Raw genomic sequence first — 22748 nt, forward strand, 5'->3', positions numbered from 1 at the left:
ACTCATTCATTATAGCATAATTTGTAAGAAATCAAAAAGCGATCCTAAACAAAAAGACCCCCACCTAGGTGAGGGTCAATTATATTCATTCGATTAATCAACCATGTGGTCAGAACCGAAGAAGTTTTTGAACATTTGAACTGTTGTTTCACGGTTAAGTGCAGCGATAGATGTTGTCAAAGGAATACCTTTTGGACAAGCAGCTACACAGTTTTGAGAGTTACCACAGTTTGCAAGACCACCGTCGCCCATGATTGCATTTAAACGCTCGTCTTTATTCATTGCACCAGTTGGGTGTGTGTTGAATAAACGTACTTGTGATAAAGCAAATGGACCGATGAATGATGCTGATTCAGAAACGTTTGGACATGCTTCCATACATACACCACAAGTCATACATTTTGATAATTCATAAGCCCATTGACGTTTGCGCTCCGGCATACGTGGACCTTCACCTAAATCATAAGTACCATCGATTGGTACCCATGCTTTAACTTTCTTAAGTGCGTTAAACATGCGCTCACGGTCTACTTGTAAGTCACGGATAACCGGGAAAGTTTTCATTGGCTCTAAACGAATTGGTTGAGTTAACTTGTCTACTAATGCTGAACAAGATTGTTGCGGACGTCCATTGATTACCATTGAACATGCACCACAAACTTCTTCCAGACAGTTCATATCCCATGCTACTGGAGTCGTTTTTTGACCATCAGCAGTAACAGGATTTTTTTGAATATGCATTAGAGCAGAGATAACGTTCATACCAGGACGGTAAGGAACTTCAAACTTCTCAACGCGTGTAGCACCATTCTCATTGTCTTGACGAACGATTTCTAACTTAACTGTTCTATCAGTATTTACTGTTTCCACTGTTTAGTTCCCCCTTCTACGCTGAGTAGTCGCGTTTACGTGGTGGAATTAACGAAACGTCTACTTCGGCATAAGTAATAATTGGTTCGCCCGTTGCCGGATCGAACTTCGCCATAGTTGTTTTTAAGAAGTTCTCATCATCACGTTCTGGGAATTCTGGCTTAAAGTGAGCGCCACGAGATTCGTCACGTAATAATGCACCCTTCGTCATAACTTTAGCTAAATATAACATGTTCTTTAACTGACGAGTGAAGTGGGCACCTTGATTCGACCATTTTTGCGTATCGTTAATGTTGATGTTTTCCCAACGCTCTTGAAGCTCAGTTAATTTCGCATAAGTTTCTTCTAATTTTGCGTTTACACGTACAACAGTCATGTTGTCAGTCATCCACTCACCAAGCTCTTTGTGTAGCAAGTAAGCGTTTTCCGTACCATCCATTTTCAGGATAGCTTCCCATTTCTCTGTTTCTTCCTGTACGCGACGCGTGTAGATTTCTTCAGGTAGATCTTCCGCATGCTTTTGAAGTCCTTTAATGTACTTAACAGCATTTGGACCTGCAACCATACCACCGTAAATCGCTGATAATAATGAGTTCGCACCTAAACGGTTTGCACCATGTTGTGAGTAGTCACATTCACCTGCAGCGAATAAACCAGGAATTTCAGTCATTTGGTCATAGTCAACCCATAATCCGCCCATTGAATAGTGTACCGCAGGGAAGATTTTCATCGGTAATTTACGTGGGTCATCACCTACGAATTTCTCGTAGATTTCGATAATACCACCTAATTTAATATCTAATTCATGAGGATCTTTATGGGATAAGTCTAAGTATACCATGTTTTCCCCGTTAATACCCAACTTTTGGTTTACGCACACGTCAAAAATTTCACGTGTTGCGATATCACGTGGTACTAAGTTACCGTAAGCAGGATATTTCTCTTCTAGGAAGTACCAAGGCTTACCGTCTTTATACGTCCATACACGTCCACCTTCACCACGAGCAGATTCAGACATTAGACGGTTTTTGTCGTCTCCAGGAATCGCTGTTGGGTGAATTTGAATCATTTCTCCGTTTGAATATGTTGCACCTTGTTGGTAAACAATCGATGCTGCAGAACCAGTGTTGATTACTGAGTTTGTTGTTTTACCGAAGATAATCCCAGGACCACCTGTTGCCATAATTACAGCATCAGAACGGAATGAGCGAATTTCTTCTGAACGTAAATCTTGTGCTACGATACCGCGGCAAACGCCTTCGTCATCAAGCACCGCACCAAGGAATTCCCAGTGCTCATACTTCGTAACTAAACCAGCTACTTCGTGTGCACGAACTTGCTCATCTAGTGCATATAATAATTGTTGACCCGTTGTCGCACCAGCGAATGCTGTACGGTGCATTAATGTACCACCGAAACGACGGAAGTCAAGTAAACCTTCTGGCGTACGGTTGAACATTACTCCCATACGGTCCATTAAGTGGATGATACCAGGAGCGGCATCAGCCATTGCTTTAACTGGTGGTTGGTTCGCTAAGAAGTCTCCACCATATACTGTATCGTCAAAGTGGATCCATGGAGAATCCCCTTCACCTTTTGTATTAACTGCTCCGTTAATTCCGCCTTGTGCACATACAGAGTGTGAACGTTTAACTGGAACTAACGAGAATAAATCAACTTCAGTACCAACTTCAGCTGCTTTAATCGTAGCCATTAAGCCAGCAAGACCGCCACCAACGACGATAACTTTACTTTTTGCCATGATTATTTCTCACTCCTCATTAATTGCTAAAAACTCTTACTCATATTCCATTCCTTCTAGGATCTTAACTATGTAGTAGTGATCAAGTTAAGGGATTAGACGAATGCTAAGATAGCTGCAACACCAACGATTGCTAATACTACGAAAATTAACAACGTAACATAAGTTGCGATTCGTTGAGATTTGTTAGATTGCGTAATACCCCAGCTTACTAAGAACGACCATAAACCGTTCGCTAAGTGGAATGCTGCTGAAACGATACCTAAGATGTAGAATACTAACATTAATGGATTGTCAACGATTTCAACCATCATATTAAATTCAACTTCAGCACCTAATGCTTTTTGGATACGTGTTTGGAAAATATGCCACGCAATGAAGACTACAAGGAAAATACCTGTGAAACGTTGCAATGCAAACATCCAGTTACGGAATGTGCTGAAACGTCCAGTATTGTATGTTGCAGTGAAAGCAATATACACTCCATAGAATCCGTGGAACATTAATGGAATATAGATAATGATCCATTCCATCGCTAACAATAACGAGTGTGGAAGTAATTCCATAACACCTGTTGCGTTATTGTAAGTTTCTTCACCGCCAACTGCAGTGAAGTTCAGAAATAAGTGGAACACCAAGAACAACCCGACAGGAACTACACCTAATAACGAGTGTAAGCGGCGCCATAAAAATTCACGATCTTTCGACAAAACTGTTACCCCCCTTAGTACTTGAAATACACATGCGCAACGCCTCAAAATTGTAAAAGTTGGGATGTTGACTGCGCATTTCATCATGGTACAATATTATGACATGTCCATTGTACTCTCAACAGATACTAGCGTCAAGGCAACGCAGGATATTTTATAATCATTTTAAAGACGGTTTTACGCTGTTTTAAGAACTGTTTTTTCTGCTTATAACCCATTTCTTCATGAAAGAATGAAAATTATAAGAAAATTTATGAAAGAGGTTTTTTATATGGAAGGGTACAAAATGAAAACGATTCCAACTTTTGGCTACGAAATCATTCGTGACCATCTTCTTCCTTCTATTCTAGGTAAGCATGAAGAAGATGTTTTATATTGGGCAGGTAAAGAAATTGCAAGAAAGTTCCCATTATTTTCAATGGATGAACTCCCTTCCTTTTTTATGGAAGCTGGCTGGGGTCAGTTAGTTCTGGAAAAAGAAACGAAGGACGAACTTCATTACATACTTTTGACAACAGAGGAAGTGCCACTCAATATTGTACAACGTTGCTTCCGTCTTGAAGCTGGCTTTTTAGCAGAGCAGAAACAAAAGCAGCTAGGCTATTTGACGGAATGCTATGAAGAAAAAGATAATGACAAAAATGTCGTAAAATTTACGTTAAAATGGGATTTAAAAGAGAAAATTTAGCCTTCAACTTATAATAAACAACTATTGCTGAAGCAGCAAATTTACTCAATAAAAAGCTGGAAATAAGCTACTACAGCTCATTTCCAGCTATTACTTTAAGAAGCGGTTACTTCTTTCATCGCCAAATTGAATTCCTCATGCAGCACATTCGCAGCACGAACCATTTCTTCCTGTGGTACAACGACAGAAACTTTAATTTCCGAAGTGCTGACCATTTTTACAGGAATATGTTCGCGACCTAAGCGTGCAAACATGCGAGCCGCAACCCCCGGATTGGATGCCATCGCAGAACCGATAATAGATACTTTCGCTAAACCTACTTCAAAATCTGCAAAACTAAACCCAAGTGACAGTTTACTAGTTTCCAGTACCCGTAAAGCTTCCGCAAACTCATCTTTGGAAATTGTAAAGGAAATGGTCGGCTTCACGCCATCAATGACTGCTTGAACAATAATGTCCACATTGATATCATTTTCTGCTAAAACACTAAACACTTCTGCCAATGACGCGGTTTCATAAGAATCATAGCCGATCGTCAAACGAATAATATCCGATTCGTAAGCTACCCCGCGTACAAGTAAGTTTTTCTCCATGTCTACATCCCCTTTAATAAAAGTGCCTTCCACGTCCTGTACGAAAGAGCGTACAATGAGCGGTATATTGTATTTTTTGGCAAGTTCAACCGCACGTGGGTGCAAAATTTTAGCCCCTAAATTTGCAAATTCCAACATCTCATCATAAGAAACTTCCGGTAGTTTCCTAGATCCTTTTACAATTTCTGGGTCTGCCGTGAAAATCCCTTCAACTGATGAAAAAATCTCGACACGCTCTGCTTCGAGGGCAACCGCAAGTGCAACTGCTGAAGTTTCAGAACCCCCTTTGCCGAATGTTGAAATATTGTCTGTCCCCGTAACTCCTTGAAAACCTGCTACTACGACGATTTCACCTAATGCCAAATGTTCCTGAATTCGTTTACTATCCACATGATCGATTCGTGCGTTGCCATGTTTTTGATTAGTATGAATACCTGTTTGCCATCCAGCAAGTGACACAGCTTTACCTCCATGCTCCTGAATTGCCATTGCAAGCATTGCACTAGTTATTTGTGTTGCTGATGAGGCCAGTGCATCCATTTCCCGTTTCGACGGCTCATCGGTAATTTCAGCAGCATATTGTCTCAATTCTCGTCGTATAGCGGGTATTGAAGAAACGACAACGACTAAGTTTATGCCACGTCCTTGCTCTTTTATCACTTTTTTGGCTACCTGTACGATTTTTTCCGGTGTAGTCAATGCCGGACCGCCAAACTTTACTACAACTGTCTCCATTCTTTTCCCTCCTTAAATTGTAAACAAAAAGACGACTTCCCATATTCATGGAAAGCCGCCGTCAATACAAATAATAATTATAAGTTTTTCAGGATAGCCCTCCAGAACATAAAGCTCTGACAGTTTTACATCTCTTAAATGCAAAACCAGCAAACTGCGCGAACAATACGCACTTCACTTCGGCAGGGTCCCCTTTCGATTGCTGTCAATGGAATTGTTCTTCCTCGAGCAATTTACTGTTGAATACTGCGCCTCTATCTTAGTAAATATTGAATTGTCTTATATATTAGCACACCATTATTCTTTATTCAATGGTGCTTCATGAAAATGCCGATATATGACATCCGCCAGCTTTGCCGGCACACCGGACTCCTGCAGCTGCAATTCGCTTGCCTCGCGGATTTTTTTTACTGATCCAAAATACTTCATGAGTTGCTGCTTCCGCTTCGGACCTACACCTTCAATCCCATCAAGAACTGAAGTGATGGCATTCGTCTGATGTTGCTGACGTAAAAACGTAATCGCAAATCGGTGTACCTCATCTTGAATGCGCTGCAATAAATAGAAACCGTCACTTGTTCGCTTTAATGGGACAACTTCCGGAGGCGTACCAAATAATAGCTGGGACGTATTGTGCTTTTCGTCTTTAGCCAATCCTGCTATCGGAATGACTAACCCAAGCTCGTCTTCAATGACTTCACGTGCGACTTCCATTTGTCCTTTTCCTCCGTCGATAAGAATCAGATCAGGCAATGGCAGATTTTCCCGCAGTACACGTGTGTAACGACGTCGAATAACTTCCTGCATCGCACCATAGTCATCATGTTTGGCCGCTTCCCTTGTTTTATATTTCCGGTATTCCTTTTTCGCAGGCTTCCCGTCTATAAAAACAACCATCGCCGAAACCGGATCCGCACCGTGCATATGACTGTTATCAAACGCCTCTATTCTAAGCGGCAATGGAATTTGCATCGCTTCAGCAAGTGCTTCACAAGCCCCGACTGTCCGCTCTTCTTGACGTTCAATCAATTGGAACTTCTCATGAATGGCGATTTCAGCGTTTTTCATTGCTAGATCAACAAGCTCTTTTTTGGAACCGCGCTTCGGTGTCAGCACCTTCACATCCAGCAGTTTTTGTAAAATTGTTTCGTCAATCGACTTTGGCACAAAAATTTCCTTTGGCAATAAATGATGCGGCTGTTCGTAAAAACGGCCGACGAATGTTAAAAATTCCTCTTCCGGCTCATTATAAATCGGGAAAATCGAGACATCCCGCTCAATGAGTTTGCCTTGACGCACGAAAAACACCTGGACACACATCCAGCCTTTTTCTACTGCATAGCCAAATACATCCCGGTTGCTCAAATCATCCGTGACGATTTTTTGCTTTTCCATAATTTGATCGATATGAGCAATCAAATCCCGGAATTCCTTTGCCCGCTCAAACTCCAGATTTTCGGCAGCATCCATCATTTTTTGCTGAAGGTCTTGTTGTATTTCTTCAACGCCCCCATTTAAAAACTTCGAAATCTCATCAATCATTTCGTCATACACTTGTTTTTCAATTTCTTTTACACACGGTGCCAAACATTGACCTAAGTGATAGTACAGACACACCTGGTTAGGCAGATGTGTACATTTACGAAGCGGATACAATCGGTCCAGTAATTTCCGCGTTTCGTTTGCCGCATAGGCATTCGGATACGGACCGAAATATTTCGCTTTATCCTTCTTCACTTTTCTTGTCGTAATAATACGTGGGTATCGTTCATTCGTTATTTTTATATAAGGATACGTTTTATCATCCGTTAGTTTCACATTATATTTCGGATCATGCAGCTTAATTAGATTCAGTTCCAGTATAAGAGCTTCCAAATCACTTGAAGTCACAATATACTCGAAGTCTTCTATCTCACTGACTAGTCTCGCAGTTTTACCGTCATGACTTCCCGTAAAGTAAGAACGCACTCGATTTTTCAATACTTTAGCCTTACCAACGTAAATAATCGTGCCTTGACGGTCTTTCATAATATAGCAACCTGATTCATTCGGTAGTATTTCTAGTTTTGCTTTAATGATTGCATTCATATTCTCACCTGTCTAATATGTCCTTTCCTATAGTTTAACTGATTAAGGTATAAGAAAAAAGCCGTACACCTTGTATGGCATACGGCTTTCAACATATCAATTATTCCTTGGTCATATGAGTGGCCAGAGGTTTAATTATTTGTTGTCGTTAATGAAATCAATTAACGCTTCTTTTGGCATGAAGCCAGCAGTTTTTGCTTTTACTTCACCATCTACGAATAATAGTAATGAAGGAATTGACATGATTTGGTATTCTGCAGCAGTAACTTGGTTGTTATCAACATCCACTTTCACGATTTTTACATCGTTACCGATTTCTGTATCTAATTCTTCAAGAACTGGAGCAATCATTTTACATGGTCCGCACCAAGTAGCCCAAAAGTCTACTAAAACTGTGCCGTTTGAAATTTCTTGTGGGAAAGTTTGATCTGTCGCGTGTACAATTGCCATATTAAATAGCCTCCTTAAATAACATATGGTTGTAGTATAGCATGTTTTCCCAATTAAACAGTAGTAAAATGCTTGGGAATATAAATACACCTCAAATTTAGCGGTTGTATCTGATGCCATATAGATACTTATTAGCATTTTTTGAGGTTAAAGAATACTTATACCCTTTATTTAAACATATTAAAGCTTTATACGAAATCCATCACCATTCGCACCATCCATACCACAGCACTTTGGAAATTAAAAAGGGCTCCCTTCAAAAGAAGGAAGGCCTTAATCACTTTTTATGCATTTACTTTAAGTGCTTTAAACTCTTCGATTAACATTGGCACTACTTCGAATAAGTCTCCAACAATACCGTAGTCTGCTACTTTAAAGATATTTGCTTCCGGATCTTTGTTGATCGCAACGATCACTTTTGAGTTCGACATACCAGCTAAATGCTGAATCGCACCAGAAATCCCCGCTGCGATATATAGGTCAGGTGTTACAACTTTACCAGTTTGGCCGATTTGTAATGAGTAATCGCAATATTCAGCGTCACAAGCACCACGAGATGCGCCAACTGCTCCACCTAGTAAATTAGCAAGCTCTTTTAATGGCTCAAAACCTTCTTCAGATTTAACACCACGACCACCTGCAACTACTACTTTCGCTTCTGAAAGGTCTACACCTTCAGTAGATTTGCGCACAACTTCTTTGATGATTGTACGTAAATTTGTAATATCAACTGATACTGATGATACTTCACCAGTACGAGAATCGTCTTTTACTAATGGTGGAATATTGTTTGGACGGACTGTCGCAAAAATAATACCATCCTTGATTTTTACTTTTTCAAATGCTTTACCAGAATAGATTGGGCGGACGAATACTGTATCATCGCCAGCACCCTGAATTTCCGTAACATCTGAAATTAAACCGGATTGTAAACGTGAAGCAATTTTTGGTGATAAGTCTTTACCTAATGAAGTATGACCGAAAACGATTGCTTCTGGATTTTCTTGTTCTATTACTGCTAAAATTGCTTGGCTGTATCCGTCAGATGTATAGTTTTTCAAGTGCGGATGTTCTACTGTAATAACACGACTCGCTCCATATGCGATTAATTCCTGCGTTAACCCAGCTACTGCATCCCCTACTAATAAACCTACTACTTCACCACCGTCAGCGATTTGTAAACCTGCTGCAATTGCTTCGAATGAAACGTTACGTAAGCTCCCTTCTCGAACCTCACCTAACACTAAAACTTTCTTTGACATAGAATATCCCTCCATTACCATCTTCGTAAAAATTTCCGTACTCTAGTTGACTTCTATTAGACTACTTTTGCTTCGTTATGAAGTAAGTTTACTAATTCTTTTACCTGTGCAGAAAGGTCGCCTTCTAATACACGACCAGCCGCTTTTTGTGGCGGTAAGTAAATTTCAACTGTTTCTACTTTTACTTCAACATCGTCTTCATCGATATCTAAATCATCCAATTCCAGTTCTGCAAGCGGTTTTTTCTTCGCTTTCATAATACCTGGTAAAGATGGGTAACGTGGCTCGTTTAAACCTTGTTGAGCTGTTACTAATAATGGTAAAGATGTTTCTAATACTTCAGCGTCCCCTTCGATATCACGCACAATCTTAACGTTCATGCCGTCGATTTCCAATGAAGTAATTGTTGTTACGTAGTTAATGCCCAGCAGGTCTGCTAAGCGCGGGCCAACTTGTCCTGAACCACCATCGATCGCTACATTTCCTGCTAAAATTAAATCTGCTTCTTTGTCTTTTAAATATTCCGCTAAAATATAAGCTGAAGAATACTGGTCAAGCTCATCTAAATCATCTTCTGTATTAATCAATACCGCTTCATCGGCACCCATTGCTAAAGCTGTACGTAATTGCTTTTCTGCATCTTCGCCACCGATTGTCACAACTGTTACTTTACCGCCTAATGCGTCGCGCTTTTGAATTGCTTCTTCAATTGCGTACTCATCATATGGGTTGATGATGAATTCTGCACCATCTTCTTGAATTTTACCGCCGGATACGACGATTTTTTCTTCTGTGTCAAAAGTACGCTTTACTAATACAAAAATATTCATAATCTAGACCTCCTAAAAGCTTTTTAATTTTAATCCCGAAAAACAGGGAAGAATACATTTTTTATTTGCCAGTAAATACTGGCTCACGTTTTTCAATAAATGCTTGGATTCCTTCTTTAGCATCTTCAGAAACAAATACTTCACCGAAGCTGTTTGCTTCAGCATTTACTCCCTCATAATAAGATGATGGTTTCGAGTAATTCAGCATTTGGATCGCTGCTTTAAGAGCAATTGGTGATTTTTTCGCAATTTTTTGAGCGATTTTCAATGTTTCAGGCATCAGCTCTTCATCGGAAAAAGCACGGTTTGCTAATCCCCATTCAACAGCTTCAGTCCCCGAAATCGGGTCGCTTGTAAACATCATTTCCGCTGCTTTTGCTACACCAACATATCGTGGTAATCGCTGTGTTCCTGCAAATCCTGGTATTAAGCCTAATGAAAGCTCTGGTAAGCCTAATTTTGCCGATGCAGTTACAAAGCGCATATGGCATCCCATTGCAAGTTCCAAGCCGCCGCCTAATGCTGCACCGTGGATCGCGGCAATAACCGGTTTACTGAATGTTTCGATACGTTCGAAAACATCTTGTCCATTTTTTGCCAACCCTGTAAATGCTTCTCCTGACTGTACGCTCGTAAACTCTTTAATATCCGCACCTGCAGAGAAGAAACGTCCTTCGCCATGCAAGATGATGACACGTACATTTTCATCTTCTTCTACAGCGTCTAAAAGTGCATTCACATCTTGGATCAAGCCTTGTGAAAGTGCATTTGCTGGTGGTCTTGAAATCGTTGCAATTGCGACCCCTTCTTCTACTTTCCAACTTAGAAACTCCATCCTCTACATCCCCTTTATGCTTTAAGTGCGTTTAGCAGTAATTGCTTTACTTTCGGAGCTTGCTCTAATAAATCATATCGATTTTCATTCATTACCCAAGTTGTCGTAATTTCATCAATTGTGCCAAACACCATTTGTCTCGCAATACGAACATCCATCGTCTGGTTGAATTCACCATTTAGCATACCTTCGATTAGAATTTGATCCAGTAAAATTAAGTATTCTTTTAGAATAGAATTAATTTTCAGTCTAATTTCTTTATTCGATTGACGTAACTCAAGCTGAGTTACAGTTGCCAAGTGGCGATCACTTGATAGAACATGGAAATGATTTTCGATCATTTTACATAACTTATCTGAAGCAGTTTCCCCACTTTTTATTATAGCCTGTAAATTCTCTACGAAAATACCCATTTTTTCCTGAAATACAGAAATTAAAATATCTTCTTTGTTTTTGAAATATAAGTAGATTGTGCCATCAGCAACCCCAGCTTGTTTTGCTATTTTTGATACTTGGGCTTGATGATAGCCGTTTTCTGCGATAGCAATGACTGCTGCGTCTACTATTTGCATATATTTGGGTTTGTTTCGTTTCAAGCAGATCACCACCAAAAAAAATATGAAAACATGAATGACCATTCATTCATGTTTTCATATTATAGTTTGTTCTGCATTCTGTCAATAGTTTGCTAAACAATTAATTATTTTGCTTCTTGTTGTGCCATTTTCTGTTTTTCTTCTTCAATAAGCGTACGACGTAAAATTTTCCCGACTGCTGTTTTCGGCAGCTCTTGACGGAATTCATAGATACGAGGCACTTTATAGGCAGCTAGGTTTTTACGGCAATACTCGTTCAGCTCTTTTTCTGTAACAGTTTTACCCTCTTTAAGAACAATATATGCCTTTACGGTTTCTCCACGATACGGATCCGGTATACCGGCTACGACACATTCCTGAATCGCCTCATGCTCATACAGCACTTCTTCTACTTCACGCGGATAAATATTAAATCCGCCTGCAATAATCATATCCTTTTTGCGGTCAACAACATAGAAATAACCCTTTTCATCCATATAACCTAAATCACCCGTTAAAAACCAGCCATCTGCAAATGTCATTGCTGTTTCTTCAGGACGATTCCAGTAGCCCTTCATAACTTGTGGTCCTTTTACCGCTATTTCACCAATTTCTCCTACAGGCAATACTTCTGCTTCACCTGAACGTAAAATAACCGCTTCTGTATTCGGCCAAGGTAAACCGATCGAACCGTTGATACGATGGTCCCAAATTGGATTGGCATGTGTAACCGGAGAAGTTTCGGTTAAACCGTATCCTTCTACTAAACGACCGCCTGTCAATTCTTCAAACTTTTCCTGAACTTCCAGTGGTAATGCAGCAGACCCGCTTAAACACGCTTTAATTGACGATAGATCATATTTTGCTAAATCCGGGTGATTCAACAAGCCAATATACATTGTTGGGGCACCGGGGAATAAAGTTGGTTTTTGTTTATCAATCGTTTTCAACGCTTGCTCTGCATCAAATTTCGGAAGTAATACCATCTTGCCTTGCTGCATGACAGATAAAATTAATACAGTTGTCATACCATATACATGGAAGAATGGAAGTATGCCTAAAATTGTCTCTTCACCTTTTTTACATTTATACATCCATGCATCACACATTAATGTATTTGCAATCAGGTTTTTATGCGTTAACATAACACCTTTCGGGTAACCTGTTGTCCCGCCAGTGTATTGCAATAATGCTAAGTCATTTTCAAAATCAAATTCTTGCTCGATTTTATCGGTTTTGGCCATTTTCATGATTTCCGTAAACAGGTGATTCGTTCCGCTATGTTCCACCCTTACACTAAAACCGTACTGTTTCTTTTGGATGAACGGATACACTAAATTTTTCGGGAATGGCAAATAATCTTTAATTCCTGTAACGATGACATTTTCAATATTTGTCTCATGTAATATTTTCATTGCTCTTGGATATAAAATATCCATTACTAATATTACTTTTGCTCCGGAATCCGCCATCTGATATTGCAGCTCCCGTTCTGTATAAAGCGGATTCGTCTGTACGACAACCCCACCGGCATACATCGTACCATAATAGGCGATGACTGCTTGCGGACAGTTCGGCAGCATAATTGCAACTCGATCCCCCTTCTCCACCCCTAGAGAATGCAGGTAGTTCGCAAACTTCAACGCCGATTCATAAAGCTCTTTATACGTAAGCTCGCGCCCCATGAAGTGTATTGCCACTTTATTAGGCATTGACTCAAATGCTTGTGTTAAAAACTGGTGTACAGGAATTTCCGGCAGCTCAATAGAATGTGGTACTTCCTTCGGATAGCTGGCCAACCAAACCTTTTCTGTCATAAAACTCCTCCCCTTCGATAAAGCTTTACTTGTTTACATCATTATAATGAAAATTGGAAATGGTTTCAAACTATTTTCATAGATACACACATTATATTCTCGTTTATGCATATATTTTCTCGTTATTTATTTTGACTTTTATAGTATTATTGTATTTAAAACATATAGGACTATTCGTTTAGTATGGAAATATACTTTTTCAATAAAGTATTAAATAGTTTAAATATTTTTTGTTAACGGTCCTAAAAGTTTATTTTATTCGATTGATATAAATCTGCTCAGCTAATGAAAAAAGCAAATGAACTAACTAAATGCTAGTTCATTTGCTTTTATGTTTAGAGTGTCATCATGTAGTAAATGCCGACTGCAAGAAAAATGACACAGACGACGAGTAAGATTTTTGATAATGTTTCCATGTGTATGCTCCTATGAAATACTTGCTCCGATAACAAATGACAAACCAAGAGAAATTGTAAATGAGATAAATCCAACTGAACGGTTGTCAGCAGCAATCTCCTCATCCACATTAAATCTCGGCGTTAAAAACTCAAATAAAAAATAGGCAAAAATTAATAACGTAAAACCGAACAAACCCCAACCGAGCATTTCAATAAATGATGTATGCTGATTAATTGAATATCTGAAAATATTACAGACGCCTAAAATTTTTCCTCCAGTAGCTAAAGCGACCGCGACATTTCCCTTTTTTATTTCATCCCAATTTTTATACTTTGTTACGACCTCAAATAAAATCATCGATACGAATAGGCAAAGGACTACCACACTAAAATAGCCTGCAGTTTCTACGAGAGGATGGTGCCAAAAGTTTGATCCTAGCAATCCATTTTACCCCCTTTAATTATTTTCTTTCTATGTTTAATATTAGCGCATAATTTAAAAGGAGCAACAACTATTTTAGTTCTACGACTGTAACACCGAATCCGCCTTCGCCCGCTTCACCATATCGGTATGATTTAACACGCTTATGATTTTTCAGGAAGCTTTGAATCCCTTGGCGTAATGCACCAGTCCCTTTACCGTGAATAATCGATACACGCGGATAGTTCGCTAATAACGCATCATCTAAATATTTTTCTGTGCGAATAAGTGCTTCTTCATATCGTTCCCCACGTAAATCAAGTTCAAGTTTTACAACGCTGTTGCGGTTTTTCACATTCATCATCGGACGAGTAGCCTGCTCTTTTTCTGGTTTCAAATACTCTAAATCAGATTCAGGCAGTTTCATTTTCAAAATACCGATTTGAACAACCCACTCATTTCCTGCTTTTTGCAGGAGTGAGCCTTTTTGACCGTAGCTTAATACCTTCACTTCATCGCCCACTTGCAGATTTTGCTTACGCTCACGGGCAGCGACAGCCTTTTGAAGCACTTTATTGTTATCAATCGGTGCTGCATTATCTAAACGCTTTTTCGCATCGATTAACTCATGCTCTTTCACCGATAATGCGGCATTTTCTTTCATTTTTCTCAACTCTGTAATAATCGATTCCGCTTCTTTCTTCGCCTCATCGACAATTTTACGAGCCTTATCTTTCGCTTTTTTCTCCAGGTTTTCCTTTTTCTCATCATAAATACGAAGACGTTCTTCCAGCTCTGCCCGGATTTTTTGTGCGTCCTCCAGTAAAAGGTGAGCTTCGTCCGCTTCACGTTCAGATCGTAATCGGCTTTCTTCAAGTGAAGCAATCATAGACTCTACTTCATGACGGTCAGTACCCGTAAAGGATTTTGCATGGTCGATTACATTTGAACTTAATCCAAGACGTTTGGAAATTTCAAATGCATTCGAGCGACCTGGCACCCCGATCAGTAATCGATAAGTAGGGCTAAGTGTTTCAATATCGAATTCTACACTCGCGTTGACAACAGATGGACGGTTATAGCCGTATGCCTTCAACTCCGGATAGTGAGAAGTTGCCATAACACGCGCACCGCGATCAACTGTTTCATCCAATATAGCAATTGCGAGTGCCGCACCTTCCTGCGGATCGGTACCTGCGCCAAGCTCATCAAATAATATTAACGATTTTTCATTAAATTTGCTTAAAATGTCTACTATATTCACCATATGAGAAGAGAAAGTTGATAATGACTGTTCAATGGACTGTTCATCACCAATATCCGCAAAAATTTGCTCAAACACAGCCAATTCAGAACCATCTAGTGCCGGAACAGGCAGTCCGCACTGTGCCATGATTGTACACAGTCCCACTGTTTTCAGTGTTACTGTTTTACCGCCTGTGTTCGGTCCAGTAATAACAATAGCTGTTACATCTCGTCCAAATTCAATCGTGTTTGCAACTGCTTCTTCAATTGGCAATAGCGGGTGTCGTGCACGGACTAGTCGTGTATAACCTTCTTTATTCATTTTTGGCATTGTGCATTTATTTGCTTGTCCGTATTTCCCTTTTGCTAAAATAACATCCAATTCTCCAAGTAACTGCACAAGAACAAATATTTCATGACCGACTTCCTGTACCTTTAATGTTAGCTCGGATAAAATGCGCTCGATTTCAGCCTTTTCTTTCACTTTAAGACGCTGCACTTCATTGTTCGCTTGAATCACTGCATCAGGCTCGATAAACAATGTTTGACCTGAAGCTGACTGGTCGTGGACGATTCCGCCATAATGTGAACGATACTCTTGTTTTACAGGTATTACGAAGCGGTCATTACGAATTGTAATAATTGCGTCAGACAACATTTTTGTTGCATTCGAACCACGTGTGAGACTTTCCAGCTTTTGACGCACTTTAGATTCTTCTGAACGCAAGGACTGGCGAATTGAGCGTAATGCAGGACTTGCTGAATCAAGCACCGTGCCATTATCATCGATACAATCATTAATTTCGTGCTGCAATGCCGTCAAGACAGGCATTTGTTCTTTACGTTCGATAAAGTGCGGGATTTCAATTGTCTTTTCTGATTCGATATCTTCAATGAAATTTCGTAAAATTCGGCTTGCTCGTATTGTGCTTGCGATTTCCATTAATTCCATCGGGCTGAGCATACCGCCGATTTGTGAGCGTCGTGCATGTGGACGTACATCGAAAATACCGCCCAAAGGTACATTGCCTTTCACACGCAAAATCGCGAGTCCTTCGTCCATTTCTTCCAAAAGTTCTACAACTGTATCGTAATCCGTTTCCGGTACAAGTTCATCGATCGCTTGTTTACCGATAGAGTTTGTACAAAATGCCGCTACTTGCTCACGTACTTTATGAAATTCTAGTGTTTTCAATGCTCGTTGTTCGATCATGAGAACACCTCCTATTACTTTTCTTTATTTTTTAGTACACCTGTACTATGGAGTTGATTTCCATTCCGGGTTGGACGCTTTCCAATCAACTCGCTTTATCAACAATTAATCATTTATTTTTCGCAATAAATGCTTCGAACTTTTCTTTTGACCATGTGTTGACGATCAGGTCTTTTTTCAGCCATGCTTTTTGTGCGTATTTGACACCGATGTCCATAAAGCGCAATTGGTCAATTGCATGGGCGTCTGTATTGATGGCGATTGGTACATTTTTCTCCATTGCCAGCATCAAATATTCGATGCTTAAGTCCAGGCGGTACGGATTAGCATTGAGTTCCAATATTTTACCATATTCTGCTGCCCATTCGATCAATAACGGTACGTCCGGGTCATAGCCTCCGCGCTGCCCGATGATACGTCCTGTCGGGTGAGCAATCATATGGACGTACGGATTTTCTACCGCTGTTTTTAAGCGCGCCATAATTTTGTCCTGCGATTGTGTAAAACTTGAATGAATCGATGCAATAACAAAATCCAGTTCTTTTAAAACATCATCACCAAAGTCTAATGTTCCATCAGGCAGAATATCCATTTCCGTACCTCTGTACAGTCGGAAACTTGGATTTGCTTCGTTAAATGCATAAATATCAAGCTTTTGCTGCTCAAGTCGTTCAGGTGTTAATCCATTTGCCACTTTTAAATATTGAGAGTGATCGGTAATGACTGCATGTGAATATCCGATATCCATTAAAGCTTGCCCCATCTCGCTAACTGAATGCGCGCCATCTGACCAAGTTGTATGCATATGAAGATCCGCTACGATATCTTTCAGCTTCACTAACCCGCTTAGCTCGTTCAGACGATCCAGCTCTTTCCCGCTTTCACGCACAGTCGGCGGAATAAATGGTAAGTTGAAATGCGCAAAAAACGCTTCTTCCGACTCAAATGTTACGACAGTACCGTCTTCTTGCTCGACACCATATTCACTGATTTTCTTCCCCATAGATTTAGCAAGCTGACGCATGCGTACATTATGGTCCTTCGATCCGGTGAAATGATGAAGTGCTGTTGTAAATTCTTCCCGAGTCACTAAACGGAAATCCACACTTACCGGTTCTTCACGGTCCAATATGACAGATACTTTTGTATCCCCTGCTGCAACGGTTTCTAATATTGCGAGTCGCGTTAAAATCGCTTCACGTACAACTTCATATTCCTTTGTTGCTATGATGAAATCAACATCTTTACTCGTTTCTGCAACGCGTCGGAAGCTCCCTGCAACCGAGAACAGCTCCACTTCAGGTAAACTTGCCAAAAGCTCGTTAATCTCCAATACGACAGGCTCGAGCTGCCAAATAGGTAAACGTTCCGCGCGGGAACCAAATGTTTCAAGCTCTTTTAAAATTTTTTCCTCTGTTTTTGCCGCAAATCCTGCAAGTCCCCTTACTTGACCTGCCTCACAAGCTGCCTTTAATGTGGCCGCATCAACTATGTTCAGTTCCTGATACAATTTGGCAAGCTTTTTACCACCTAATCCCGGTAGTTTCATCAACGGAATAAGCCCTTTCGGTACGATTGCCTCAAGCTCTTTCAATACAGTCGATTCCCCGATTTCCATCAGTTCCGTAATGACCGCTGCTGTTCCTTTACCGATCCCTTTAATTGCTGTAATATCATCGATTTCGCTTAGACTCCGCTCATCTGCTTCGAGAGCCGCTGCCGCTTTTCGAAAGGCGGATACTTTAAATGGATTTTCTGCCTGCAGTTCCATATATAACGCGATTTTTTCCAATGTACGAATAATAATTTTTTTGTTCATCATTATCTCTCCTTTAAAAAAGCTCCTCCCGAAAATCGAGAGAAGCATTCGCATGATTTTCAAATCAATTACGCCTCGGCATAATGGTGTCCTGAACCGGCTAAATATCTACGGTGCGCGGATAAGTCAGCTGTATTAGCATAATGCGATAATTTAGGTTGACTTCTTTTTTTAATAACCCCTTTTCCGAATTTAGGACACCGCTGAAATAAGTTAATTCTTTTGTATATACCACCAATTTTGGAACATGCTCGTAATAAGCGGTGTATGCTCAAGTATGAGTCCTGCCAAAATTGAGCTGTCGATGAATGTTTGAATCGATTCCACCGGCAGTAATGCCACAACATACAGTCCAATAAATAGTACAAGATACATTTCAATAAATCCAAGAACTGCACCTAATACATAGTTTAACGAACTCAATACAGGTAAATACGTTAAAAAATCAAACATTGACCCGACAATTTGGAGGGCAATCTTTACTGCAAAGAAAATAATGGCAAACGCAAAGACGCGATAAAAAGTACGGTCAACATCGAGTGAATCCAGAACGAGCGTCATTGTTGAACCTTCTGTAAAGCCAGGATACGGAATCCATAAAACAAATTTTTCTGCTAGCGGCTTATAATAAATAATCGCTACAATGAGGGCAACAATAAAACTTCCGATATTAATAAGCTGAACAACGAACCCTCGTTTCGCTCCAACTATAAGACTAATGATAAAGACTGCGATAATAATTAAATCCAACATGTATGTCAACCCTTCAAATGTTTCAATTGTATTTCTAGTTTTTCAAATTGTTCTTTTAATAATAGATAATCGTGCACAGAATTAACGGCTGTTAATACAGCTAGCTTCGCTGTATCTAAAGATGGATTATGGGCACTGATTTCCCGCATTTTGTCGTCCACTAATGAAGCAACAAGACGCATATGGACCGATGATTCTGTTCCTACCATTTTATATGTATTACCATATATCTCTACGGAAATGCGATTCTTTTCTTGCTCAGCCAAAATAATCCCTCCAGAAAAATAAGTGAACAGTAACGAAAATACTTTCTTCGTTTTTGCCCAATAAAAGATTGAAAGCAAACCTGATTGATTCTATTATATAACGATGCCATTTTCCTATTGTACATCATAACATTTCCAATTTCACTATCGCAACACCATGTCCCGAATGTTCCTGTGAAAGAAGCATACATATGTAAGTTCCCCTTTTTTATTCAAAAAGCTATACTACATAGTAATACATTGTTTTTGAAAGGATCGATTATGACAAATATCGTTTTACTTTGCAGTGCTGAACAACAGCAATCAATTCAACATTTCTATAAAGACGCTCTTATTGAACGAAAGGCTCCTGGTGTTATTTTTGCGGTAAAACTTGCCGATACAGCTATTACTGCATATAAATCAGGAAAAGTTATGTTTCAAGGGGCTGGTGCAGAACGTGAAGCAGCACGCTGGGGGCAAACTGGTGCTCCAACGGCTAAAGTTGCCTCCACGAAAGGTGATACACTCCCGGACAATTTTGCAACATTATCTGTATTAGGTTCAGATGAAACCGGAACAGGCGATTACTTTGGTCCTGTAACTGTAGCTGCTGTCTATGTACCCGCAGATAAAATAGCGCTCGTCCAGGAACTAGGTGTGAAGGATTCCAAACAATTGACTGATGACTATATGCGACAAATTGCTCCGGATTTAATGAAGGTGTGCGTTCACAGTATTTTGACGCTGCGCAATGATAAATACAATGCAATTCAGGCACGCGGGTACTCGCAGGGAAAAATAAAAGCGCTGCTGCACAATCAGGCATTAAAGCATGTATTGACAAAAATAGCACCCGAAGCCCCGCAATATATTTTAATCGACCAGTTTGCAGAGCGCGGAATTTACTATAATCACATTAAAAATGAAAAAGAAATTGTCCGCCAAAATGTTCTGTTCTCGACTAAAGCCGAAAATCTGCATGTAGCTGTTGCTACTGCCTCGATATTGGCACGTTATGCATTTCTTAAAGAAATGGATCGTCTTGCAAAAGTGACAGGGTTCCCTCTTCAAAAGGGAGCGAGCGGCAAAGTCGATGAAATGGCCGCTAAAATTTGGCGAAAGCATGGCGAAGAGACACTTCGTTCTATGACGAAATGGCATTTTGCCAATACTGAAAAAGCACGCAAACTTCTGCAAAAGAGAAAATAGAAAAGGAGCTGCCGCCATTATTGGCACAGCTCCTTTTCTATTTTTCCATTACTGCAAAATAATTTTCCTCATCATCGGCAAAGTTGAACACTTTCCCGAAAGGCATCTTCATGAACTCCCCAACCGTAATTCCCTTTGCTTTAAAATCTTCATACAGTTCCTCTAAATTTTGTGCATAAAACATTAATGAAGGTGTAGATAAATTCAATTCTGGAGACATTTCTTCTATTTTCTTTTTATCATGCAATACAATGCTTGTTTGCGCTTCATCTTTTGGTGCAACCGTAATAATTCGCATGCCGTTATTGATGTCGGAAATTACAGTAAATCCTAATTTTTCAGTCCAAAACTTTTTTGACTGTTCCTGGTCTTCTACATACAACATGACTTGCCCTAATTGTTCAATCATTTTTCGAACTCCTTTTTATACAGCGTACTTTACTTTACCCAAGTATAACAAATAAAAAAAACGGCAGGAATAGAAAACACCTGCCGTTACAATCATTTTATTTCTTTTCAGGAACTGGTCCCGTATAATCTTCACGTTTCGTCACATCAACGCGTTTAATAAATAAAGCTAACACTAATGCTACCACTGTAATCCCTGCTGCTACGAAGAAACTGTACGTAATTCCGTCCAGCATGGCCTGTTGCATTACTTGTGCTTGGGCTTGGGCGATTTGCTCAGCAGTCGGTTGTACTGCAGATGAAGCATTCGCTTGCATATCTGCTGCAATTTCTGCTGCACGTGTTTTTGTATGCGAGTTGAAAATTGTTACTAAAACAGCTGTACCAATTGCACCTGCTACTTGCTGAGCAGTATTGTTCATCGCTGTACCGTGCGGATTTAAACGGTTCGGCAAAGCATTTAAACCGTTTGTCATAATCGGCATCATAACCATGGAAATACCAAACATACGAATTGTATAAACTGAAATAATAAATAAATAAGATGAATCAGCTTCAAGATAACCTAATCCAACAGTTGCTAATGTTGTAATCGTTAAGCCGATAACAGCCAAAATACGTGGCCCAAACTGGTCGAATAATTTCCCTGTAATTGGCGACATAATCCCCATTACAATTGCACCTGGCAACATCATTAATCCTGCTTCAAACGGTTCGATTCCGCGAACATTCTGCACATAAGCAGGTGTTAAAATCATCCCTGAGAACATCGCTACTGATAATACCATTGATACGACAGAAGCTAATGCGTATGAAGGGTATGTGTAAATACGTAAATCTAGTAACGGCTGCTCTAAACGGAATTGGCGAATGATAAACCATGCTAAACCAATTGCCCCTACAGTAATTGTTCCCCAAACTTCTACTGCTGACCAGCCAGCTGAACTAGCTGTACTGAAGCCGTATAACAATCCGCCAAAACCGATTGTAGACAATCCAATTGAAAGTATATCGATTTTAGCATCTCGGTTAGGAAGGACATCCTCCAGTTTCCAAACTGCCAGTAAAAGTGATAAAACGGCAATTGGAAGAATCATTTTGAAAAGAACGCTCCAGTCATAATGTTCCACAATATACCCAGATAGTGTTGGTCCAATTGCTGGTGCCAGTACCATAACTAACCCGAACATCCCCATTGCCTGCCCGCGTTTTTCAACAGGGAAGCTAATAAGCATTACGTTCATTAAAACCGGTGCCATTGTTGCTGCACCAGCAGCCTGAATCATACGACCTGCCAATAAAAAACTGAAGCTAGGTGCAAATGAGGCCAATGCCGTACCAATAACGAAAATCGTCATTGATATAATGAATAAAGGTCGTGTTCTGAATTTTGTAATTAAGTACGCCGAAGCAGGAACCAATACCCCACTTACAAGCATATAGCCTGTCGCTAACCATTGTACTGTCGAATAATCTTTAATATCAAAAGCAGTCATAATAGACGGTAATGCTACGTTTAATAATGTGTTATTTAAAAATGCTACAAACGCCCCGACAAATAATACGGCTATCATTAAATACGGGGGTTTTTTAAATGTTTTTACATCTTGTGTCTGTTCCATAATTTTATTTCCCTTCCTCAATCTTTTAATCTTCCTATTTCTGTACTCGAACTATTTTATACTCAGAGTCCATTTAATTCAACAATTTTATACTCGCAGTCTAAAAACATTGCGAATACACGCTTTAAACAGTAGAATGAGAGTACAATTTAGAGTATACAGTACAAAAAAACTCACTTTTATTACGTTATATGCAC

General features: G+C 39.8%; 20 protein-coding genes and 1 riboswitch. Of the genes, 2 read left to right on the top strand and 18 right to left on the bottom strand.

The window, feature by feature from the left end; all coding sequences use genetic code 11:
- Positions 1–93: 93 nt before the first annotated feature.
- The 3 genes from sdhB to AC6CH1_RS11415 all read right to left on the bottom strand — a co-directional run bounded on the left by sdhB (position 94) and on the right by AC6CH1_RS11415 (position 3342).
- Complete coding sequence (gene sdhB / locus AC6CH1_RS11405; RefSeq protein WP_251686562.1) at positions 94–870, bottom strand: succinate dehydrogenase iron-sulfur subunit; 777 nt, start codon at positions 868–870, stop codon at positions 94–96.
- A gap of 16 nt (positions 871–886) precedes the next feature.
- On the bottom strand, positions 887–2632 hold the full coding sequence (gene sdhA / locus AC6CH1_RS11410) for a succinate dehydrogenase flavoprotein subunit (protein WP_251686561.1): 1746 nt from the start codon (positions 2630–2632) through the stop codon (positions 887–889).
- 95 nt (positions 2633–2727) lie between these two features.
- A complete protein-coding gene (locus tag AC6CH1_RS11415; protein WP_079528254.1) occupies positions 2728–3342 on the bottom strand; it encodes a succinate dehydrogenase cytochrome b558 subunit in 615 nt (204 codons plus the stop codon).
- A gap of 271 nt (positions 3343–3613) precedes the next feature.
- On the opposite strand from AC6CH1_RS11415, the gene AC6CH1_RS11420 reads away from it, so the two are divergent.
- Positions 3614–4030: a YslB family protein gene (locus AC6CH1_RS11420; RefSeq protein WP_498317570.1), complete on the top strand. Its 417-nt coding sequence runs from the start codon at positions 3614–3616 to the stop codon at positions 4028–4030.
- Positions 4031–4125: 95 nt separating this feature from the next.
- Here AC6CH1_RS11420 and AC6CH1_RS11425 read toward each other — a convergent pair whose 3' ends face one another.
- The 13 genes from AC6CH1_RS11425 to zapA all read right to left on the bottom strand — a co-directional run bounded on the left by AC6CH1_RS11425 (position 4126) and on the right by zapA (position 19330).
- Positions 4126–5358, bottom strand: coding sequence for an aspartate kinase (locus AC6CH1_RS11425; protein ID WP_427708736.1), 1233 nt, complete (start codon positions 5356–5358; stop codon positions 4126–4128).
- 86 nt (positions 5359–5444) lie between these two features.
- Positions 5445–5623: riboswitch (Lysine riboswitch) on the bottom strand.
- Positions 5624–5655: 32 nt separating this feature from the next.
- Positions 5656–7446, bottom strand: a complete 1791-nt coding sequence (gene uvrC, locus AC6CH1_RS11430) for an excinuclease ABC subunit UvrC (protein WP_498317572.1) — start codon at positions 7444–7446, stop codon at positions 5656–5658.
- Between the two features lie 135 nt (positions 7447–7581).
- Positions 7582–7896, bottom strand: coding sequence for a thioredoxin (gene trxA / locus AC6CH1_RS11435; protein ID WP_079528262.1), 315 nt, complete (start codon positions 7894–7896; stop codon positions 7582–7584).
- 284 nt (positions 7897–8180) lie between these two features.
- Positions 8181–9158 carry an electron transfer flavoprotein subunit alpha/FixB family protein gene (locus AC6CH1_RS11440; protein ID WP_498317574.1) on the bottom strand — a complete coding sequence of 326 codons (978 nt, stop codon included), beginning with the start codon at positions 9156–9158 and terminating at the stop codon, positions 8181–8183.
- A gap of 56 nt (positions 9159–9214) precedes the next feature.
- Positions 9215–9988, bottom strand: coding sequence for an electron transfer flavoprotein subunit beta/FixA family protein (locus tag AC6CH1_RS11445; RefSeq protein WP_498317576.1), 774 nt, complete (start codon positions 9986–9988; stop codon positions 9215–9217).
- Positions 9989–10049: 61 nt separating this feature from the next.
- Positions 10050–10823, bottom strand: a complete 774-nt coding sequence (locus AC6CH1_RS11450) for an enoyl-CoA hydratase (protein WP_498317578.1) — start codon at positions 10821–10823, stop codon at positions 10050–10052.
- Positions 10824–10837: 14 nt separating this feature from the next.
- Positions 10838–11419, bottom strand: coding sequence for a fatty acid metabolism transcriptional regulator FadR (gene fadR / locus AC6CH1_RS11455; protein ID WP_079528268.1), 582 nt, complete (start codon positions 11417–11419; stop codon positions 10838–10840).
- A gap of 104 nt (positions 11420–11523) precedes the next feature.
- On the bottom strand, positions 11524–13215 hold the full coding sequence (locus tag AC6CH1_RS11460; protein WP_251686554.1) for a long-chain-fatty-acid--CoA ligase: 1692 nt from the start codon (positions 13213–13215) through the stop codon (positions 11524–11526).
- A 426-nt stretch (positions 13216–13641) separates the two neighbouring features.
- On the bottom strand, positions 13642–14055 hold the full coding sequence (locus AC6CH1_RS11465) for a DUF350 domain-containing protein (protein ID WP_251686553.1): 414 nt from the start codon (positions 14053–14055) through the stop codon (positions 13642–13644).
- 70 nt (positions 14056–14125) lie between these two features.
- The gene (locus tag AC6CH1_RS11470) at positions 14126–16492 is read right to left on the bottom strand and encodes an endonuclease MutS2 (RefSeq protein WP_251686552.1); all 2367 of its coding nucleotides are present in this window, start codon (positions 16490–16492) and stop codon (positions 14126–14128) included.
- A 109-nt stretch (positions 16493–16601) separates the two neighbouring features.
- Positions 16602–18311 (bottom strand): DNA polymerase/3'-5' exonuclease PolX, encoded by a 1710-nt coding sequence (polX, locus tag AC6CH1_RS11475; protein WP_498317579.1) that lies wholly within the window; start codon positions 18309–18311, stop codon positions 16602–16604.
- 213 nt (positions 18312–18524) lie between these two features.
- Positions 18525–19064, bottom strand: coding sequence for a CvpA family protein (locus AC6CH1_RS11480; RefSeq protein ID WP_251686550.1), 540 nt, complete (start codon positions 19062–19064; stop codon positions 18525–18527).
- 5 nt (positions 19065–19069) lie between these two features.
- Positions 19070–19330, bottom strand: a complete 261-nt coding sequence (gene zapA / locus AC6CH1_RS11485) for a cell division protein ZapA (protein ID WP_008405018.1) — start codon at positions 19328–19330, stop codon at positions 19070–19072.
- Between the two features lie 261 nt (positions 19331–19591).
- Here zapA and rnhC point away from each other — a divergent pair, with 261 nt between their 5' ends.
- Positions 19592–20521: a ribonuclease HIII gene (rnhC, locus tag AC6CH1_RS11490; protein WP_251686549.1), complete on the top strand. Its 930-nt coding sequence runs from the start codon at positions 19592–19594 to the stop codon at positions 20519–20521.
- Positions 20522–20558: 37 nt separating this feature from the next.
- Here rnhC and AC6CH1_RS11495 read toward each other — a convergent pair whose 3' ends face one another.
- Both AC6CH1_RS11495 and AC6CH1_RS11500 read right to left on the bottom strand, forming a co-directional pair.
- Positions 20559–20930, bottom strand: coding sequence for a VOC family protein (locus tag AC6CH1_RS11495; protein WP_251686548.1), 372 nt, complete (start codon positions 20928–20930; stop codon positions 20559–20561).
- Positions 20931–21027: 97 nt separating this feature from the next.
- The gene (locus tag AC6CH1_RS11500; protein ID WP_498317580.1) at positions 21028–22551 is read right to left on the bottom strand and encodes a DHA2 family efflux MFS transporter permease subunit; all 1524 of its coding nucleotides are present in this window, start codon (positions 22549–22551) and stop codon (positions 21028–21030) included.
- Positions 22552–22748: the final 197 nt, after the last annotated feature.

It is taken from the genome of Solibacillus sp. GQ1 (assembly GCF_059758555.1).

What these genes read in the sequence shown, in the direction of transcription:
- AC6CH1_RS11500 (WP_498317580.1), bottom strand. Translation starts at nt 22,551, where the DNA reads ATGGAACAGACACAAGATGTAAAAACATTTAAAAAACCCCCGTATTTA.
- sdhA (WP_251686561.1), bottom strand. Translation starts at nt 2,632, where the DNA reads ATGGCAAAAAGTAAAGTTATCGTCGTTGGTGGCGGTCTTGCTGGCTTA.
- AC6CH1_RS11460 (WP_251686554.1), bottom strand. Translation starts at nt 13,215, where the DNA reads ATGACAGAAAAGGTTTGGTTGGCCAGCTATCCGAAGGAAGTACCACAT.
- polX (WP_498317579.1), bottom strand. Translation starts at nt 18,311, where the DNA reads ATGAACAAAAAAATTATTATTCGTACATTGGAAAAAATCGCGTTATAT.
- trxA (WP_079528262.1), bottom strand. Translation starts at nt 7,896, where the DNA reads ATGGCAATTGTACACGCGACAGATCAAACTTTCCCACAAGAAATTTCA.
- AC6CH1_RS11440 (WP_498317574.1), bottom strand. Translation starts at nt 9,158, where the DNA reads ATGTCAAAGAAAGTTTTAGTGTTAGGTGAGGTTCGAGAAGGGAGCTTA.
- AC6CH1_RS11495 (WP_251686548.1), bottom strand. Translation starts at nt 20,930, where the DNA reads ATGATTGAACAATTAGGGCAAGTCATGTTGTATGTAGAAGACCAGGAA.
- AC6CH1_RS11450 (WP_498317578.1), bottom strand. Translation starts at nt 10,823, where the DNA reads ATGGAGTTTCTAAGTTGGAAAGTAGAAGAAGGGGTCGCAATTGCAACG.
- AC6CH1_RS11470 (WP_251686552.1), bottom strand. Translation starts at nt 16,492, where the DNA reads ATGATCGAACAACGAGCATTGAAAACACTAGAATTTCATAAAGTACGT.
- AC6CH1_RS11445 (WP_498317576.1), bottom strand. Translation starts at nt 9,988, where the DNA reads ATGAATATTTTTGTATTAGTAAAGCGTACTTTTGACACAGAAGAAAAA.
- AC6CH1_RS11480 (WP_251686550.1), bottom strand. Translation starts at nt 19,064, where the DNA reads ATGTTGGATTTAATTATTATCGCAGTCTTTATCATTAGTCTTATAGTT.
- rnhC (WP_251686549.1), top strand. Translation starts at nt 19,592, where the DNA reads ATGACAAATATCGTTTTACTTTGCAGTGCTGAACAACAGCAATCAATT.
- uvrC (WP_498317572.1), bottom strand. Translation starts at nt 7,446, where the DNA reads ATGAATGCAATCATTAAAGCAAAACTAGAAATACTACCGAATGAATCA.
- AC6CH1_RS11420 (WP_498317570.1), top strand. Translation starts at nt 3,614, where the DNA reads ATGGAAGGGTACAAAATGAAAACGATTCCAACTTTTGGCTACGAAATC.
- AC6CH1_RS11425 (WP_427708736.1), bottom strand. Translation starts at nt 5,358, where the DNA reads ATGGAGACAGTTGTAGTAAAGTTTGGCGGTCCGGCATTGACTACACCG.